General features: G+C 70.9%; 7 protein-coding genes and 1 pseudogene. 1 reads left to right on the forward strand and 7 read right to left on the reverse strand.

Annotated features, from left to right (window positions below):
- Positions 1–38: 38 nt before the first annotated feature.
- The 3 genes from STARVERO_RS03750 to STARVERO_RS03760 are packed head-to-tail and all read right to left on the reverse strand — an operon-like array spanning position 39 to position 3,013.
- Positions 39–773, reverse strand: coding sequence for an ABC transporter ATP-binding protein (locus STARVERO_RS03750; protein WP_159597961.1), 735 nt, complete (start codon positions 771–773; stop codon positions 39–41).
- Positions 770–1,594, reverse strand: coding sequence for an ABC transporter permease (locus STARVERO_RS03755; RefSeq protein ID WP_144343047.1), 825 nt, complete (start codon positions 1,592–1,594; stop codon positions 770–772). The genes STARVERO_RS03750 and STARVERO_RS03755 overlap by 4 nt, the downstream gene beginning before the upstream one ends.
- Before the next feature lie 18 nt (positions 1,595–1,612).
- Positions 1,613–3,013, reverse strand: coding sequence for a KpsE/RkpR family capsule polysaccharide export protein (locus STARVERO_RS03760; RefSeq protein ID WP_159597962.1), 1,401 nt, complete (start codon positions 3,011–3,013; stop codon positions 1,613–1,615).
- 838 nt (positions 3,014–3,851) lie between these two features.
- Between STARVERO_RS03760 and STARVERO_RS23455 the strand changes: the two are divergent.
- Positions 3,852–4,571, forward strand: a pseudogene (locus tag STARVERO_RS23455) (LTA synthase family protein); the annotation flags it as partial.
- Between the two features lie 20 nt (positions 4,572–4,591).
- Here STARVERO_RS23455 and STARVERO_RS03770 read toward each other — a convergent pair.
- The 4 genes from STARVERO_RS03770 to STARVERO_RS03785 all read right to left on the reverse strand — a co-directional run bounded on the left by STARVERO_RS03770 (position 4,592) and on the right by STARVERO_RS03785 (position 17,187).
- Positions 4,592–6,031, reverse strand: coding sequence for a glycosyltransferase family 4 protein (locus tag STARVERO_RS03770; RefSeq protein ID WP_144343044.1), 1,440 nt, complete (start codon positions 6,029–6,031; stop codon positions 4,592–4,594).
- The gene (locus STARVERO_RS03775) at positions 6,028–7,413 is read right to left on the reverse strand and encodes an aminotransferase class I/II-fold pyridoxal phosphate-dependent enzyme (protein ID WP_159597964.1); all 1,386 of its coding nucleotides are present in this window, start codon (positions 7,411–7,413) and stop codon (positions 6,028–6,030) included. Before STARVERO_RS03775 ends, STARVERO_RS03770 begins: the two co-directional genes overlap by 4 nt.
- Complete coding sequence (locus STARVERO_RS03780) at positions 7,410–14,732, reverse strand: type I polyketide synthase (protein WP_159597965.1); 7,323 nt, start codon at positions 14,730–14,732, stop codon at positions 7,410–7,412. The genes STARVERO_RS03775 and STARVERO_RS03780 overlap by 4 nt, the downstream gene beginning before the upstream one ends.
- A gap of 118 nt (positions 14,733–14,850) precedes the next feature.
- Positions 14,851–17,187 (reverse strand): glycosyltransferase, encoded by a 2,337-nt coding sequence (locus STARVERO_RS03785; protein ID WP_159597966.1) that lies wholly within the window; start codon positions 17,185–17,187, stop codon positions 14,851–14,853.
- Between the last annotated feature and the right edge of the window lie 49 nt (positions 17,188–17,236).

Below are 17,236 nucleotides of genomic sequence, written 5' to 3' on the forward strand. Positions count from 1 at the left end.
AGGTCGGGAACGTCCCGACCGAAAGCGATGGACAGGTTTCAGGCCAGTGGCCCGAAGGGCTCGTCGACGTAACGCTCCTCCGTATCGTCGTCCTCCAGCGGGGCGTCCGCCGCGCTGTCGTCGATGGTCCGGTAGAGGCGTATGGCGTCGCCGATACGGTCGAACATGTGCAGTTGCCCCTCATGCAGTACGGCGCCGATGTCGGCGAAGCGGCGCAGCATCTGCGGGGACCGCGTGGTGAAGATGAGCGTGGCCTGCGCCCGCCGCGCCTGCACCAGTTCGGCACAGCGCTCGCGGAAGACGCCGGCCCCGCCGAACAGGGCCTCGTCCGCGATGAAGATGTCGAACGGCATCGCGTAGGAGGCGGCGAAGAGGAAGCGGGCGCGGCGCTCGCGCGTGTAGCTCGACAGCGGATGGTCGATGGCCTCGCCCATCTGCGCGAAGCGGGCGACGAAGCGGGCCGCGGCATCGCCGTCGAAACCATTCACCCGGGCAACGAAATGCAGGTTCTCCCGGCCGGTCAGCGCCGCGTGATAGGCCTGCGTCGTCGCGACCGGCGGCGAGATGGAGCCGACGCGGCGTACCTTGCCGTGGTCGGGCAGGGTCGAGCCGCCGATCAGGCGGATGAGCGTCGACTTGCCGGCGCTGCGCGCCCCGAGAATGCCCACCGAGGCCCCGCGCGGGAACGCCGCGTTGAGATGCTCGAAGACGTGGTTCGGCCCGCGCGCGGAGCGGAACGTCTTGGCGATGTCGCGCATCTCCACCGCCATCATATCAGCCTCGGACGGAACACACGCTCGAGCGCAAGCCCGATCAGCAGCGACACGAGGCCGAAGCCGATCAGATAGGACTTGTCGAGGGTGAGGGTGGGATAGGTCAGGTAGAAGCCCGAGCGGAACCATTCGAGCCCGTGCAGCAGCGGGTTCCAGCTCAGGAAATAGCGGATCGGCGGCGGCATGAAGTCGGGCACGAAGAACACGCCGGACATGAAGATGAGCGAGCGCGACAGCACCCCGTAGATGATCGCCCAGAGCCGGAAGAAGGCGCCGATCACGCCGTTGATCAGGCCGACGCCGATGGCGAGCAGCGCCGTGGCGGCGAAGCCCTGTATGGCGAGCATCGGCCGGCTGGGGATCGCGTCCTTCACGCCGGTCGCATAGATGAAGGTGAACAGCAGGATGGCGACGATGAGCAGCGTCGCTGTCTCCAGCAGCGCCCGCGCCAGCATGATGTCGAGCGGCTGTATGGGTGCCAGCGCCCGCACCAGCCCGCTGGCGCGGATGGCGCCGGTCGTGCGCCCGGAAACGTGGGTGAACAGGAAGAACGGCAGGATGCCGGTGCCGAGGAACAACAGCAAGCTGGTGCCGAAGTCCGGGCGGCGGCCGATGAAGGTGAAGATCGTCATCATCATCGTGAGCTGGAGGATCGGCTCCAGCAGCGCGAGCAGATAGCTCAGCCGCGATTGCACCGAGCGCAGCCGCATCTCGCGCAGCATCAGGGCGATGATGACGCGTCCCTGCGTGCGCAGGCCTTCCGCGATCCGGCTCAGGTCCGGGCCGCGGCGGGGTGCGTCGAAGGGGGGTATGTAACTCATCGCGCTAGGCTTTCCCGCTCACGCCACGTGGTCGCGGATGGACAGGAAGATCATGACGCTGACGAACCACAGCGCGCCTGCCGCCAGGAACACGATCAGCGTCGAGATCAGGCGCTGCGGATACTGGCTGGACTGGGCGATGGCGGGCTGCACATAGGTCGCGACATAGGTCTGCTGGGACGCCGCCTCGGAGCGTGCGAGCTCCAGCGCGGCCAGCGTCGTGTCGTAATACTTCTCGGCGAACTGCCGGCTGAGGTCGACGTCCTCATAGTTCGACAGGACGTCGGACAGGCGCGACTGCGTCCCCGCCGCCGTGCCGGTGGAGGCGTCGGTGGTCTGGCCGTCCCGGCCGCCCTTGCCGATCTCGCGCTCGGTGGTCGCGATCTGCTTGGTGGTGGCGGCGATGCGGCTCTCCAGCACCTTCACGGTCGGGGCGTTGGGGTCCATGTAGGTGCGCAGCGAGGCGAGCTGCGACTGCAGGCCCGCCAGTTCCCCGCGCAGTTTCATCGCGAGGTCGAGCGTGCCGCCGGCGGTGCGGGCGGCGTCGGGGGTCTGTTCGAGGTCGCGGAACCGGCGCATGTCGGCGCGGGCGCCGCGCAGGCGCTCCTCCGCGCGCGATACGTCCGCCTCGGCGAACTTGACCGCGTCCCGCCGCGAGCGTGCCGAGATGTCGTTGATCAGCTTCTCGCTCTGCGTCACCAGCGTGGCGGCGATCTTGTGGGCGTCCTCCGGGGTGAAGGCACGCACGCGCACGAGCGCGAGGCCTGTCGCGAGATCGAACGAGGCGTCGATCATCGACTGCCAGTAGCTGACCAGATTCTCCATCGTGTCGTCGCCGCGCAGCCGCGAGAGACGGTCGACGCCGGAGCGGGAGTACATATCCCGGAGGTCGACCGTCGCCATCAGGTCCTCCACCGCCTGCCGGCTGGTGAGGTAGTCGATGACGAGGAAGTTGTCAGTATAGACGCCCGCCCGCGCGGCGGCGCCCAGCGCGCTGGTGGCGGAGGTCGTGCCGGCCGGCGCGAAGTCCTGGTTGCGCACCGCGAAGCGGAACTCCGATACGTACTGATTGGAGACCATCAGGCCGTAATAGAGGCCCGCCGCCAGGGTCGGCAGCACCACCATCAGCAGGAACGATGCCCACAGCCCGGCCGAGCGCCGCCGGCGCCGCGAGCGCGGCAGGCCCTCGGTGATCTCCGAACTCTCCGCCTCGGACAAGGCGAAGGCGTCGCGCCGGGCGACCGGGCGCGCGGACCGGGGCCGGGCGCGGACCGGGGCCTCGTTGGTCGCGTCGATGTCTTCGTGCGGCACCGGCCGCAAGGCCTTGGCCTTGGGAAGGCCGAGAGGCGGTGTCCGGTCCCGGGAGGGCGGCAAATCCTTGGATGCGGACAGGCCGAGAGCTGGGTTCAGTTTACTCATGAGAATAACCTTTCCCGACGCGCGGCGCCCCCGCGATGTGTGTTGAAAAGCGGTATCTCTCTGCTGATAGGCAGACTTCAGCTTCAATATAAGCGTAGATATCGAACTCATTATTGTGTTTTTTCTCGTGGAAAAATTCAATTTTATTGTCTAGCTTCGCCTCGACTGTACGAAGCGTGCGTGAGGAGTTGCGGTGAATACCATCAAGGCGGCCGCGGTAATTTTCGTTCTGGCGATCATGGTCGCCGGTGCCGGCTGGCTGGATCGTCAGGCTGTGCCGCAGCGCGCGCGGGCGATGCGCCCGCCCGTGGCCGCGCACCTTCTGGGCAGTGTCGTCATGGGCTGGCTCTGGCTGCTCTGGCTCGGCCTGTCGGCGCGCCCCTTCTTCGCCGCGGCGGCCGCGCTGGCGACGCTCGCCGTCTTCGTGCTGATCTCGCGCGTGAAGCACGCGTATCTGCGCGAGCCGCTGGTCTTCAGCGATCTCGGCTTCCTGCCGACGCTGCTCCGCCACCCCGACCTGTTCTATCTCGGCCGCGCCAGCGCGGCGGGGCTGGGGCTGGCCGTCATCGTGCTGGGAGGCCTGATTGCCGCCTGGACCTCGGTGGAGCCGTCCGCCCTCGGCGGTACGGCGCAGCTCGCCGCCCTGGCGCTCGTCCTGCTCGTCGCCGCCGGCTTCGCCCTGCGGCCCGCCGGGCTTGCGGGCGTCCTCGCCCCGCTCGAGAAGCCCCTGATGGAGACCCCGGCGAATGTCTTCGTCGGCACGCTGGGATTGAGCGTCTCGCTGGTCGCCGGCTTCGTCTTCTGGCGCCGCGACGGCAAGAGAGCCGGGCCGGGTGGAATGGCCGGCGTCCCGGCGGGGGAAAGCCCGTACCGTGCTATCATTATCCTGCAGGCGGAATCCTTCGCCGACCTGCGCCGGGAGGGCGTCCCGCTCGACCTGCCGAACCTCGACCGGCTGCGCCGCGGGGCGATGGCACACGGACGGCTGGAGGTTTCCTGCTACGGTGCCTACACCCATCGCTCCGAGGTAGAGATGCTGACCGGCGTGCCCTTCGCGCGCCAGCGCATGGACCGCTTCGATCCCTATCTGCGGCCGCAGAAGCTGGCCCCGGCCTCGCTGGCCCGGGCGCTGGGGGGCGCCGGCTGGCGCACCGTCTTCCTGCACCCGCACGATGCCCGCTTCTTCCGGCGCGACCGGGCGATCCCCCGTCTCGGCTTCGCGCGCTTCATCGGCGAGGAGGCGTTCGCGCCGGGCGACCGTTTCGGTCCCTATGTCGGCGATCGCGCCGTGGCCCGGCGCATCGTCGAGGAGATCCGGGCGGCGAGCTCGGCCGACGAGCCGCTGTTCCTCATGTCGGTCTCGATGGAGGCGCACGACCCCTACGGCCCCGGCCGCCTGTCCGGCATCGCCGACCCCGTGCAGCAATACGCGCGTCATCTCGCCAATGCCGATGCCATGCTCGGCACGGTGGCGGCAGCACTCGACGCGCTGACGGACCGCTCGCTGCTGGTCTTCTACGGCGATCATGCTCCGATCCTTCCCGGGCATGAGGGGTTGGCGGACGACACGGCCACGGACTACCTCGTGCTCGAATGCGGCTGGACGGCGAAGCAGAGCGCGCGGACGTCCTCGACGTGCTCGCCGGCCGGAATCAACGGTCTGCTGCGCTCGCTGCTCGCGGCGGGACGCCAGCCGGCCACCGGACGCGGGGTGCCGGTCGGCCGGGCCACGACGTCGATGATGCGGTCGACGATGGAGAAGTGATCCGACCAGCGCGGCATCCACAGGCCGGAGAGCTGGCGCATCTGTGCGGCGCGTGCCTGCGAATCCGGGCGGGCATATTCCTCGATCGCCCGCGCCCAGCCGAGCCCGTCGATCGGGTCGAGATAGCAGGGCGCGGAACCGGCGATGTCGCGGAAGGCCTGCAGGTCGGAGCAGATCACCGGCACGCGCAGCGCCATCGCCTCGAACAGCGGCAGGCCGTAGCCCTCGGCGAAGGAGGGGAACAGCACGGCACGCGCCTGCTTCATCAGCCGGCGCAGGTGCACGTCCGGCAGGCGGTTGCACTCCAGCACGTGGTCGCCGAGCTTCCGGCAGCGCTCGATGATGTCGATGACGTTCTCGTTCTCCCAGCCGCGCCGGCCGACGATGATCAGCTTCGGCGCCTTGGGGCCCAGCTTCTCCACCAGCACGCGCCAGGCATGCAGCAGCACGAGATGGTTCTTGCGCGGCTCGATGGTGCCGACGGTGAGGAAGAAGGGATGGGCCGGCGGCGGCGGCGCTTCCTCGGTGTCGAACTCGTCCTCCACCCCGAGCGGGCTGACGATGGACGGGGGCACCGCCATGCCGCTGCGCTCGGCGAAGGATTTGAGCTGGTTCAGCGTGTGATGGGAGTTGCTGATGATCGCCTCGGCGGAGGCGAGCACGGTGCGCATGCGCGTCTCGTGCTTCTCCGCGTCGCCCGGGCGGACGTACTCCGGGTGGGTGAGCGGGATGAGGTCGTGCACGAGGTACATCGGCCGCAGCCCGTGGCCGCGCACCATCGAGCGCACGCCGTTGATCGAGTTCAGCCCCTCATGCGAGACGTTGAGGTAGACGGCGCCCTGCGAGTTGCGCCGGCGCATCAGCCGCGGCAGCAGGTTGACCGGCGACAGCAGGCGCTTGAGCGGTGGCAGCATGTCGGGCAGGGCCGAGCGCAGGGCCGGCGCGGTATCGACCGGGGGGAGCGTGCCGGGCGCGAGGTCGAGGAAATTCTCGATCGCCACCAGCTCGCGCCGCGTGACCCGGCTCTCGGACTGCTTCCACTTCAGCGCCAGCGTGTCGATGAAGGCGGAGACGGTATCGGCGTCGAGATACCAGGTCGACGAGCGCACCCGCGCGACGAAGGCCGTGCGGTCCTTGTACTGCCGGTTGCCGATCAGGTGGCGCGCATAGGCGAGCTCGACCCGGTCGATGCCGGTCGGCGTCGCCTGCGCCGAGCGCCGCAACAACCGGGTGATATCCAGCACGACCCTCATGTCATTCCCCCAAGCGCCGCACGCGCCGCCGCATCGTGATCCCCCTCCGCAAACCCCAGCGCGGCGAGGAGGCGGGTGCTCTCGTCGAGTTCCTCGACCAGGATGCGGACGGTGTCGTCCAGCTGTTCCTGGTCATGGTCGGCGGTGATGAAGAAGCGCAGCCGGGCCGATTTGTGCGGCACCGCCGGATGGATGATCGGCAGCACGTTGACCCCGCGCGCGAGCATCCGCTCCGAGAGCAGGACCGCCTTCAGCGAGTCGCCCACCATGACCGGCGCGATGGCATGGCCTTCGGCGGTGCCGGTGGAGAGGCCGGCGGCCTGCGCCGTCGCCAGGAAATGCCGGGCATTCCTCTGAAGCGCGGCGACGCGGCCGGTATCCTCGCCCATGACGTCGAGGGCGGCGAGGGCCGCGCCCGCCGCCGCCGGCGGCAGGCCGACGCTGTAGACGAAGCCCGGCGCCGTCACTTTCAGGAAATCGATGAGCGGCTGCGGCCCGGCGATGTAGCCGCCGCAGGAGGCGAGCGACTTGGACAGCGTGCCCATCCAGATGTCGATCCGGGCGGGATCGAGCCCGGCCTGCTCGGCGATGCCGTGCCCGTGTGCGCCGAGGACGCCGATGCTGTGCGCCTCGTCCACCATCAGCCAGGCGCCGAAGCGTTCCTTCAGCACCACCAGGCGCGACAGGTCCGGCGCGTCGCCGTCCATCGAGTAGAGCCCCTCGACGACGATGAGGGCCCGGCGGTGGCTGCCGCGCTCGTGGATGAGCATGTCTTCCAGCGCGTCGAGGTCGTTGTGCGGGAAGGACCGCCGCGCCGCGCCGGCGAGCTCGGCCCCGACGATGACGCTGTTGTGGATGAGCGCGTCGTGGAACACCACGTCGTCGGCGCCGACGAGGCTGCCGATGGTGGTGACGTTGGCGGCGTGGCCGGAAACGAAGACGACGGCGTCGTCCGCACCGTGAAGGCTGGCGAGCCGGGCCTCCAGCTCGCGGTGGATCGGCCGCTCGCCCGCCACCAGCCGGCTGGCCGAGACGCTGGTGCCGTAGAGCTCCATTGCCGCCTGCGCGCCGCGCCGCACGTCGGGGTGGCCGTTGAGGCCGAGATAGTCGTAGGAGGCGAAGTTGATCACCTCCCGCCCCTCGATACGGCTCACCGCCCCGGCCCGTCCCTCATGCGCGCGGAAGAACGGGTTGCCGATGCCGAGCGCCTCGCCCGTCGCCCGGATGAGGCGCAACTCCTCGAAGCCGGGAAGCGTCTCGAACGACGTGTCGTAGCTGGGTGTCACGGCGGGGCGCGCGGGTTCCGGGGCGCGCTGGCGCATGCGGGCGAGGAGTGTCGCCCTGGCGGTCGCGTCGAGCCGGATGCCGTCCTGAAGGGTCATCGCAGCAGGCTCCCGTCACGGCGGTTCTCGGCGCCGATCCGCGCCTGCAGGGCCTCGATGGCGCCGGCCGAGGGCTCAACCCGCAGATGGCGGTCGATGAGGCCGGCTCCCTCCTCGGGAAGATGGATGCCCGGCGCCAGGATCGCGTCGCCGCCCGTCTCGGCCGAGGGGCGCAGCTTGCGCATGACCTTGTCGGCGACGTCCTGCAGCGTCGCTCCGGCGCCAAGGCCGAGCATGGGCAGCGCGACCTTGTGGCGGCGCTGCATCTCCATGTCGAGCTCCAGCGCCATCAGCGAGTCCATGCCGATGTCCCCGAGCGGGCGGGTCGGGTCGATCTTCTCGGCGGGCAGCCGGAGGATGCGGCCGACCTCGGCGCTCAGCAGGCGCAGCACGGTGGCGCGCGCCTCGCTGTCGCTTTGGTCGGCGATCAGCGCGAGCATCCCGGCTTCGGCATCGCTGTCCGTGTCTTCCGCGAAGGCCGGGCGCAAGGCGGCGAAGCTGGCGCCACGCATCACCGCGAGTTCGCGCGCCGCGCGCCAATCGACGGGCGCGTGAACGGAAACCGGCGGCGCGTCTGCCGTGGCGAGACAGGCGCCGAGGTGATCGAGCGCCTCGGCGGCGCCGAGCATGCCGAGCCCAAGCCGGCGGCTCAGCTTCTCCGAGGTCGCCGCATCGCGCGCCAGCACGCCGGCATCGGAGATCGCCCCCCAGGCGACGGCCAGCGCCGGACGCCCCTCGGCCCGGCGCCGGCGCGCCAGACCTTCGAGATAGGCGTTCGCCGCCACATAGGCGGACTGGCCGGGATTGCCCACCAGCGTCGTCGCCGAGGAGAACAGCACGAAGTAGTCGAGGTCGAGGCCGGCGGCGGCGGCATCGAGGTTGCGGGCGCCATCGACCTTCGGGGCCAGCACGGCTTCGAAGCGGTCGTGGTCGAGATCGCGCAGCAGCGCGTCGTCGAGAACCATCGCCGTGTGCACGATGCCGGCGACACGCCCGTAGCGGGCGGCGAGCCGGGAAAGAAGGTCGGAGCAGGCGTCGGGATCGCGGGCGTCGAGCGTCTCCGCGACGATCTCGGCCCCTTCCACCGTCAGGGGCGGCTCGATGATGCCGCGCCGCGAGGCGACCACCACGTGGTGCGCACCGTGCTCCGCCAGCCAGCGGGCCGTCTCCCGGCCGAAGCCGCCGGTGCCGCCGACCACCACATGCACGCCCTCGGGCGAAGCGGCGAAGGCGGCGTCCGCCACGGGACCGGGGGCGGCTCCGGTCGGCAGGTACGCTGGCGGCCGGATGAGGATCTTCCCGACATGGCCGGAGCTCTGCATCAGCCGGAAGGCCGAGCGCACGTCGTCGGCGGCGAAGAGGCGATAGGGCAGCGGCCGCAGCGTGCCGGCCTCGAACAGGCGGGCAAGCTCCGCCAGCATCTCCTTCACCAGCGCCGGCCGGGCGGCGATGAACTGGTCGGCATCGACGCCGAAATAGGTGAGGTTGCGCGCGAAGGGACGCAGGCCGAGGCCGGTATTGGCGATGAAGTCACGCTTGCCGAGTTCGACGAAGCGGCCGAACGGCTTGAGCGCGCGCAGGGAAAGCTCCATGGCGCGGCCGGCGAGCGAATTCAGCACCACGTCGCAGCCGCCCGCTGCCTTCAGCCGTTCCGCGAACAGCGTGTCGCGGGAATCGTGAACCTCGTCGGCGCCGAGCAGCCGGACCAGCGCCCGCTTTTCCGGCGAGCCGGCGGTGGCGACGATGCGCGCGCCGCGCGCCTTGGCGATCTGCATCGCCGCGAGGCCGACGCCGCCGGCGGCGCCGTGGATCAGCACGGTCTCGCCGGCCTCCAGCCGGGCGCACTGCACGAGGCCGTACCAGGCGGTGAGGAAGGCGACGGGCAGCGTCGTCGCCGCCTCGATGTTCATGCCGGCCGGCACCTTCAGCGCCGCGGCGGCGGGAAGGGTGGCGTGGCTGGCGAAGGCGCCGGGCGCGAAGGCGACGATCTCGTCGCCGGGCACGAGGCCGGCGACATCCGGCCCCACGCGGGTGACGGTACCGCCGCCCTCGAAGCCGAGCGTCGGGCCGGCGAAGCCGTGCGCCAGCATGTCGTCGCCGATGAGCCCCTGCGCGAACATCACGTCACGGAAATTGAGGGCGGCGGTGGAGATTTCGATCTCGATCTCGCCCGGGCCGGGGGCGCGGCGCGCCTGCGGCTCCCAGGTGAGGCGGTCGAGCGAGCCCGGCCGTTCCATCACCAGCCGCACGGCGGCGTCCGGCTCGCCCGCCGGTGCCGGCGCGGCGGCGATGCGGACGGCGAGAAGCCCATGGGCGTCGAGCACCAGCTCGCGTTCGTCCGCCAGGCCGGCGATGGCGCGGGCGAGATCGGACACCGCCGCCGCGTCCAGCGCCGGACGGTCGATGGCGACGAGCTTGATGTCGAGATCGGGATATTCGTTGATGACGGTGCGGCCGAATGCCCAGAGCGCGGCGGCGGTGGGCGCCTCGCCAAGCGGATTGCCCGCGACGAGAAGACGAAGGGCCGGCGCCTTGCCGCCCGCGCGCATGGCCTCCACCAGCCCGCGCACCTCGTCCATGACGGCGGCGAGCGAAGCGGCGTCGTCGGCGGCCTCCAGCCGCAGCACGAGAATGTTCCCGGTGCCGGCGCTTGCCGCGTCGGCGGGATCGGCGTCGAGCCGATGACCGCGCTCGCCGATCAGGCAGGAGAGGGCGTCTGCCTCGTACAGCGCCGCGATGCCCCCGGCGGCCGCGCGCTGTCGGGCGGGCTCGGTGGTTGCGGCGGCAAGGATGGCGATCTCTGTCATAGCTCGCGCGTCGGACAGGGGGCGGGCGTGCGGCAGGGGTGGCACATCCATCGTCAGCAGGCGGGCGAAGCCGCCCGGAGCGACGCGGAGCGCCGCCAGCGCGCCGCCGGGGCGCAGCGTGCCGAGCAGGTGGCGCGTCGCCTCGTCGGTGGCATCGAGCGGTTCACGCGGATCGACATGCAGCACGAGGTCCGCCGTCGGCAGCGCATCCTCCTCGCACAGCGTCATCCCCACGCGGGGCGATATCCGGTCGGCAAGGCGCAGGCGCGCGGCGCTGTCGGCGGGCAGCACCGCCAGCGAGATCGCGCCGGAGGCGACGAGGGGGCGCAGACCGTCCAGCGTCGTGCCATGCCGTTCCACGAGCAGCACGGCGAGGGGCGCCTCGCCGTCGCGCGCGGCGGCCTCGACCAGCGCCACCGCCTGCGCGGCGACGGTCCGGGCGGCCGGTGATCCGGCCTCCCACTGGTCGATGAGGCCGACGGGATGGGAGATCGAAACGGCCCCGCGCAGATGATCGGCGAGATCGGCCGCGAGGCGGGCGCCGATGGCGAGCTCGGCGGCGCGGTCCGGCGCCGTGTCGGCGATCTCGTGCAGCAGCGGCTCGGGCGCGGGAAGATCGCTGTCGGCCTCGACGCGCCAGCCTTCTTCCGGCGTGTGGCGGGCGAGACCGCCCTCGGCGAGGAGCCGCAGCAGGGCGAGGAAGGTGGTGCGCCGCTCGTCGGCGAGAGCGCCCCGGCCGACCAGCGCATCGATATCGACCGGCATTTCCGTGGCCGGTTTCCCGATGACCGCCGTCACCGCGCGGTGGGCGATGGCATAGGCGAGGGCATCGAGCACGAGCAGGTCGTCGGCGGCCGGCACCTCGTCCCGCGCGTCGAGGAAGGCCTCGATCCGGGCCGCGGTCCCGGTTCGCGCCGGCCCGAGGCGGACGAGGCTCTGGCGGAAATCGCGGTCGAATTCTTCCGTGGCGGCAAGGGCGACGGCCCGCAGTTCGACGCCGTCGATGCGCGCGACCTCGGCGTCCTCGGCATCGAACAGGGCGACGTCGAGGGCGAGCGCGCGCGGGCTGGCGCGATGAACCGTCAGCGTCGCCCGTACCGGCGGCGCGGCGCTGCGGACGGTGAGCGCGGCGAAGCGGACCGGCAGATAGGCCGAGCCGGCTTTCGAGGGCCCGCCCTGCGCCGCCACGTCGGCCGCCATCACCAGCCCATGAAGAGCGGCATCGGCCAGCGTGGGTGGCAGCACATAGATGCCGGGCTCCGGCGCCTCGGCCGGCATGAGATCGAGATGGATCCGCGTCCCGGCGCGGCGGGCGGAATGCACCAGCCGGAAGGCCGGGCCGTAGTCGAGGCCGAGCCGCGCGGCGCCGGCATAGAGCGCGTCGGCATCGAGGACGCTCTCCGCTTCTTCCGCCGGTGGGGCCGGCAATGCCTCGGCGACCGGCACGCCGGCGTCGGCGAGGACGCGTCCCCGGGCGTGAATGGCCCATTCCTGCGAACCGCGGGCCCGCGAGCCGATGGTGACGCCGCCATCGGCCGCCATCCGCACCTGCGTCTCGACGCTCTCGCCGGGCGTGAGCCGGAGCGCGGTGAAGATGTCGAATTCCTCCAGCCGCAGCCGGTCGGTGCCCAACGTCTCGCGCCCCGCCGCCAGCGCCATCTCGGCGAGGCCCGTCGCGGGCACGACGGCGTTGCCGCCGACCTTGTGGTCGGCGAGGAAGGGGCGGGAATCGAGGTCGAGCAGCCCGCGCCATTCGCGCCCGTCGCCATGCAGGCGGGTGCCGAGGAGCGGATGGTGTCGGCCGCCGGTGCCGGTCAGGTCGACCGCCTCGCCGGTGCGCGGCGGACGGATCGGCTGGCGGTGCCACGGCGTCTTGGGCAGGTCGATCCGCCCCGGCGCGGCGGCCGGGCCGAAAAGCCGCGCCTCGTCCATCGCCGCGCCGTTGACCAGCGTCGCCAGGATCGTGCGCCCGATCGGGTCTTCGTCCGCCCCGTCCTTTTCCTGCAGCGAGGCGAGCACCGTCGCCGGCCGCCCGGCATCGGCGAGGATCTCCCGCACGAAGCCGGTGAGCACCGCCTTCGGGCCGATCTCCAGGAAGATGCCGATGGAGTCGTCCTGCGCCAGCGTGCGGATGGCGGGATCGAACTGCACCGGCTGGCGGATATTGTCCCACCAGTAGCCGGCGTCGAGCGAGGCGTCGTCGACGATCTCGCCGGTGAGGCCGGAGACGAAGGAGATCGCCGGGGCCTGCGGCACCAGCGGTGCGAGGGCCTCGATGATCGCCTCGTAGAGCGGGCCCATGCCGGGAGCGTGGAACGGGTAGTCGATGCCGAGGCGCTTGCCGACGACGCCCTGCCGGCGGGCAAGGCGCAGCACCGCGTCCACCGCGCCGGCCGGGCCGGAGAGCGTCACGCCCTTCGGCGCGTTGAAGGCGCCGATGACGACGTCCGGCTGCTCGGCGGCGGCGATGAGTTCGCTGGCCCGGTCGGGGCTTGCCATGAGAAAGGCCATCAGCCCGGTGCCGCGCGTCTCGGCCTGCAGGCGGCTGCGCCAGTAGATGAGGTGCGTGGCGTCCGACAGGTTCAGCGCGCCGGCGACATGGGCGGCCGCAATCTCGCCGACGCTGTGGCCGACCACGGCGGCCGGCTTGCAGCCGGACACCATCAGCACCCGGGCGAGCGCGACTTCCAGCGCGAAGATGAGCGGCTGGGCGATCTCGGTGGCGGCGAGCGTCGTCTCGTTCGGCGGCTGCCGGAAGGCGGCGGCGAGCGACCAGCCGGCCAGCGGCTCGAAGATGGCGTCGATCTCGTCGACGGCGGCGCGGAAGCCGGCGCTGGCGTGCCAGGCCGCGTGGCCCATGCCGGCATATTGCCCGCCATTGCCGGTGAAGACGAAGGCGACCTTGGTGCCGGTCCCGCGCGCGGTGCCGCGCAGCAGGGCGCCGTCCTTGCCGCCGCGGGCGATGCGGCGCAGCTTGCCGGGCGCGTCGGGATCGTTGGCCGGGATGGCGAGGCGATGCTCCAGCCGCGCGCGGCCATGCGCCACGGCATGGGCGAGGCGTTCCGGTTCGGCTTCGCTCTCCAGCCGCCCGGCATAGTCCTCCGCAAGCGCCGAGAGCGCCTCCGCGCTGTGCGCCGAGAGCATCAGCACCGGCGCCAGGGATGCGGCGGTGGTAGGTACCTCATGCGCCTCGGGAAGGCGGATGACGGCATGGGCGTTGGTGCCGCCGAAGCCGAAGGAGGAAATGCCGGCGGCGCGTGCGTCCGCGTCGAGCGCCAGCGCTTCGGCGGCGGGGCGCAGGTTCAGCGCCTCGAAATCGATGTGCTCGTTCAGCGTGTCGAGATGCAGCGAGGCCGGCAGCTCGCGCCGTTCCAGCGCGTTGAGCGCCTTCAGCAGCCCCGCGAGCCCGGAAGCCGGTTCCAGATGGCCGATATTGGACTTCACCGAGCCGATGGGCAGCGGCCGCGTGCGGCGCGTGCCGATCGCCTCGCCGACGGCGCGGGCTTCCGCCGGGTCGCCCACCAGCGTTCCCGTGCCATGCGCCTCGATGAAGGCGAGACTGTCCGGGTCGATGCCGCGCGCGGCGTAGAGTTCCTCGAGCAGGCGCTGCTGCGCCCGGCTCTCCGGCATGGCGATGCCGAGCGTGCGCCCGTCGGAATTGGTCCCGCTCGCCATCACCACGGCGCGGGGCGTCGCGCCCATCGCACCGGCGGGACCGAGACGACGCAGGATCGTCACCACCCCACCCTCGGCACGGACATAGCCGTCGGCGCTGCCCGAGAACGGCCGGCAGCGCCCCGTCGGCGAGAGCATGCCGGCGCGGGCGAAGCCGACGAAGTTGAACGGGCTCGCCAGCACGTTCACGCCTGCCACCACGGCGGTGTCGATCTCCCCACTTTCGATGGCCTTCACCGCGCGGTCGAAGGCGACCAGCGAGGAGGAGCAGGCCGTGTCGATGGCAAGGCTCGGGCCGGTGAAGCCGTAGACGTGGGAGATGCGGTTGGCGACGATGGACAGCGCGTTGCCGGTGACGAAATGGGTGTCGGCCGCCGCGATGTCGGCGACGAAATGCAGCGAATGGTCGAGCGAGGAGGCGCCGACGAAGACACCGACATTGGCTCCCGCGACCGCCGACAGCGGAATGTTCGCGTCCTCGAACGCCTCCCGCACCAGTTCCAGCAGCAGGCGCTGCTGCGGGTCGATCTGCTCGGCCTCGCGCGGGGAGAGGCCGAAGGCGCCGGGATCGAAGCCGTAGATGTCGTCGAGCACGCCCGCCGCGAAGGTGTAGGAGCGGCCCGGCACGCCACGGCCCGGATGCAGGAAGCGCTCATGCGACCAGCGGTCGGCCGGAATCTCGCTCACGGAGCATTCGCCGCGCGCCAGCAGCGACCAGAACGCCGCCTCGTCCGCCGCACCCGGCAGACGGCAGGCGCAGCCGACAATGGCCGCGGCGTGCACCGGCTGCGGCGGGACGGCGTGCGGGGCATCCGCTCCATGAACGATGCGATCCAAACGGCACCTCATACGGCTTCGCCGGATGTCGACAACCGACCATGCGGCAGGCCGGTCGCCTCATGCGGCGATATGGTCGAGCGGAACGGCAACGGAACCGGAGCGGGTAGGGCGGGCCTCAGGACTGGGCGTCCGCCGCGACATCGGCGGACGCGGCCGGCTCACCCGGCGCCGCGTCCTGCTTCTGCCTGACCCGCTCGATCCGTTCCGCGATTCGGGCGCCGACCGCGCCGGTCCAGTTCGCGAAGTCGTACTTCTGCACGACCCGCTCCTGGCCGGCCTTGGCGCGAACGGCGCGCAGGTCGGCATCTTCGGCCGCCTCGTACATGGCCCGTGCGGCGGCCTCGACGTCGGGGATGCCCCACTGGCCGATATAGCCCCGGCTCGCCAGAGATTCCGGCGGCGCAGGCGTCTGCTGCACGGGAACGAGGAAGGCGTTGTCCACGTCGCAGAAGTCCTGCGAGCCGGAATAGTCGGAGACGACGACCGCCTTCTCCGCGAACATCGCGTCGGCGATGACGTAGCCGAAGCCTTCCGAGCGGTGCAGCGAGACCATCGCATCGACGGTCCACAGCAGCGTCCAGTATTCCTCCGGCGTCAGATTGCCCTCGACGATGGTGATGCGGTCGTCGCTGGCGATCCGCTCCTCGATCTCCTCCCAGTAGGAGTCGATGTTGCTCCAGTGTCCGGGATTGACCTCGCGGATCTTGATGAGGAGCCGCACGTTGAGGTCGCTGCCGTCGAAGGCCCGCTGGAACGCCTTCACCACATCCAGCGGGTTCTTGCGCACGATCGACGAACCGAACTCGGCCGCGGTGAGGAAGATGAACTCAGACGGGTCGTGCCGGAAACGGTCGAGGAACGGCACATAGGCGAGCGGGGTGTGAAGCCCCTTGTCGACCACCGTCACCGGCACCGGGGTGATCTTGCGATAGGCCTCGGCGACGTAGTTGCTCGGCGTCCAGATCTCGTCGACGGCGAGCGCGCCGAGCGTGTGGTTCGCCGGCGGGCGGTCGCTTTCCCACAGATAGAAGCCGATGATGTGCGCGTCCTCGCAGATGCCGGCGAAGCGGGCGATCATCTCCGGCGCGCGGTCGGCGTTCACGCAGAGCAGGACGACGCGGGCACGCACCCCGACGGCCGGGTTGTAGCCGGCATCCGGGTTCACGCAGGCGCCGTCATCCGCGTTGAAGACGAGCGGGTTGAAGCTGGAAAGTGCCTCGACGAACATGCTGAGATTGCGGCCGACGCCGGTCTCGTTGGCGTGGCCGATAATGACCAGGTCGCACCGCGGCACCGCGTCCTGCACCGCCGGCGGCAGGCCCTCGACGCGGCCGGCGGCGGAAAGGACGGCGAGCTCGGGAATGCGCTCATAGACGTCGTGCCGCAGCCGTTCGCGCCAGAACTCCGCGCCGCGCTCGGCGATGGCCCGCTCCGGGCTGGGCGTGTCGGCGAGGATGGAGATCAGCGCGAGATCGAAGCGGGTGAAGTCTCCCGTGCCGCCGGCGCCCCAATAGGCCCGCCAGACATGCGGGGCGAAGGAGAGGCGGTCGGGCTGGGTGACGTCGAGCGCCACTTCCTTGAAGCTGGTGAGGCGGGCGAAGCCCTCCTCGCGCATCCGGTTGCCGAGGCCTTGGTCCTCGAGCAGGAACAGCCAGTACCAGCTCCAGGGCAGTTCCCGGTTGCGATACATGTCGGCCGGCGCGGAGAGCGAGCGGCGCAGCCCGTCCGAGACCAGCTTGACGTTGTTCTTGTCGGAGATGAAGGGTGCGGTGGCGAACTTGTACTGGACGAGGCGCAGCCCTTCCTCGGTGAAGATGTCGATGTGCGGGTAGTGCCGCCGCCAGAAGGCGAAGAGGGTGAGGCTGATCTCGTGCTTCATCACCCGACGGTTCATCACCGGCTCGCTGAGAAGCGTGTGGATCTCGTCGGTCAGGCAGAAGACCTGGCGCTTGTACCAGTCCTCGAACACCTCGGAGACGATCCAGTTGGCCACCGACTGGCCGCCGGACAGCTTGCCCTGCAGGCCGAGCCGGTTCGCCATGTAGCGGGTATAGACCGAGGCGCGCCAGCGCGCGGCGGGTTCGTCGGAGGTCTCCAGCCGGCGGGTGACGTTGGGAATCTCATGCCAGACGAGGTGATGCAGGCGTGCGTCCCGCGCGCTCGCGCCGAGGCCGATGACGAAATTCGCCAGATCCTCGCGGGTCTCCGCATCCGGCCAGAGATCCTGCCCGGCGAACGGGCCTGCGGCGGCGCTGGCCCCGTCGATCCCCAGCCCCATCTGCCGGTGCGCGGAGAGCTGATGGCCCGTGCTGTGGATGGGCATGACGGCTTCCGGCGAGGTCGTGCGCTCGAACACCGTGGTGCCGTCGATCACCAGGCGCAGCGTGACCGGCTTCAGCACGTCGGACCGGTTGAAGCCCCAGACGAGGCACTGTCCGTCTTCGACGAACACGCCGCCGACGACGTGCGGGTCATTCGCAATTCGTAAGTAATTGTGGCGC

Origin of the sequence: Starkeya nomas (assembly GCF_902703545.1) — a bacterium.
Taxonomy (GTDB): Bacteria; Pseudomonadota; Alphaproteobacteria; order Rhizobiales; family Xanthobacteraceae; genus Ancylobacter; species Ancylobacter moscoviensis.

Excerpts from the sequence above, each read along its gene's own strand:
- STARVERO_RS03755 (WP_144343047.1), bottom strand. The coding sequence starts at position 1,594 with ATGAGTTACATACCCCCCTTCGACGCACCCCGCCGCGGCCCGGACCTG.
- STARVERO_RS03770 (WP_144343044.1), bottom strand. The coding sequence starts at position 6,031 with ATGAGGGTCGTGCTGGATATCACCCGGTTGTTGCGGCGCTCGGCGCAG.
- STARVERO_RS03760 (WP_159597962.1), bottom strand. The coding sequence starts at position 3,013 with ATGAGTAAACTGAACCCAGCTCTCGGCCTGTCCGCATCCAAGGATTTG.
- STARVERO_RS03750 (WP_159597961.1), bottom strand. The coding sequence starts at position 773 with ATGATGGCGGTGGAGATGCGCGACATCGCCAAGACGTTCCGCTCCGCG.
- STARVERO_RS03775 (WP_159597964.1), bottom strand. The coding sequence starts at position 7,413 with ATGACCCTTCAGGACGGCATCCGGCTCGACGCGACCGCCAGGGCGACA.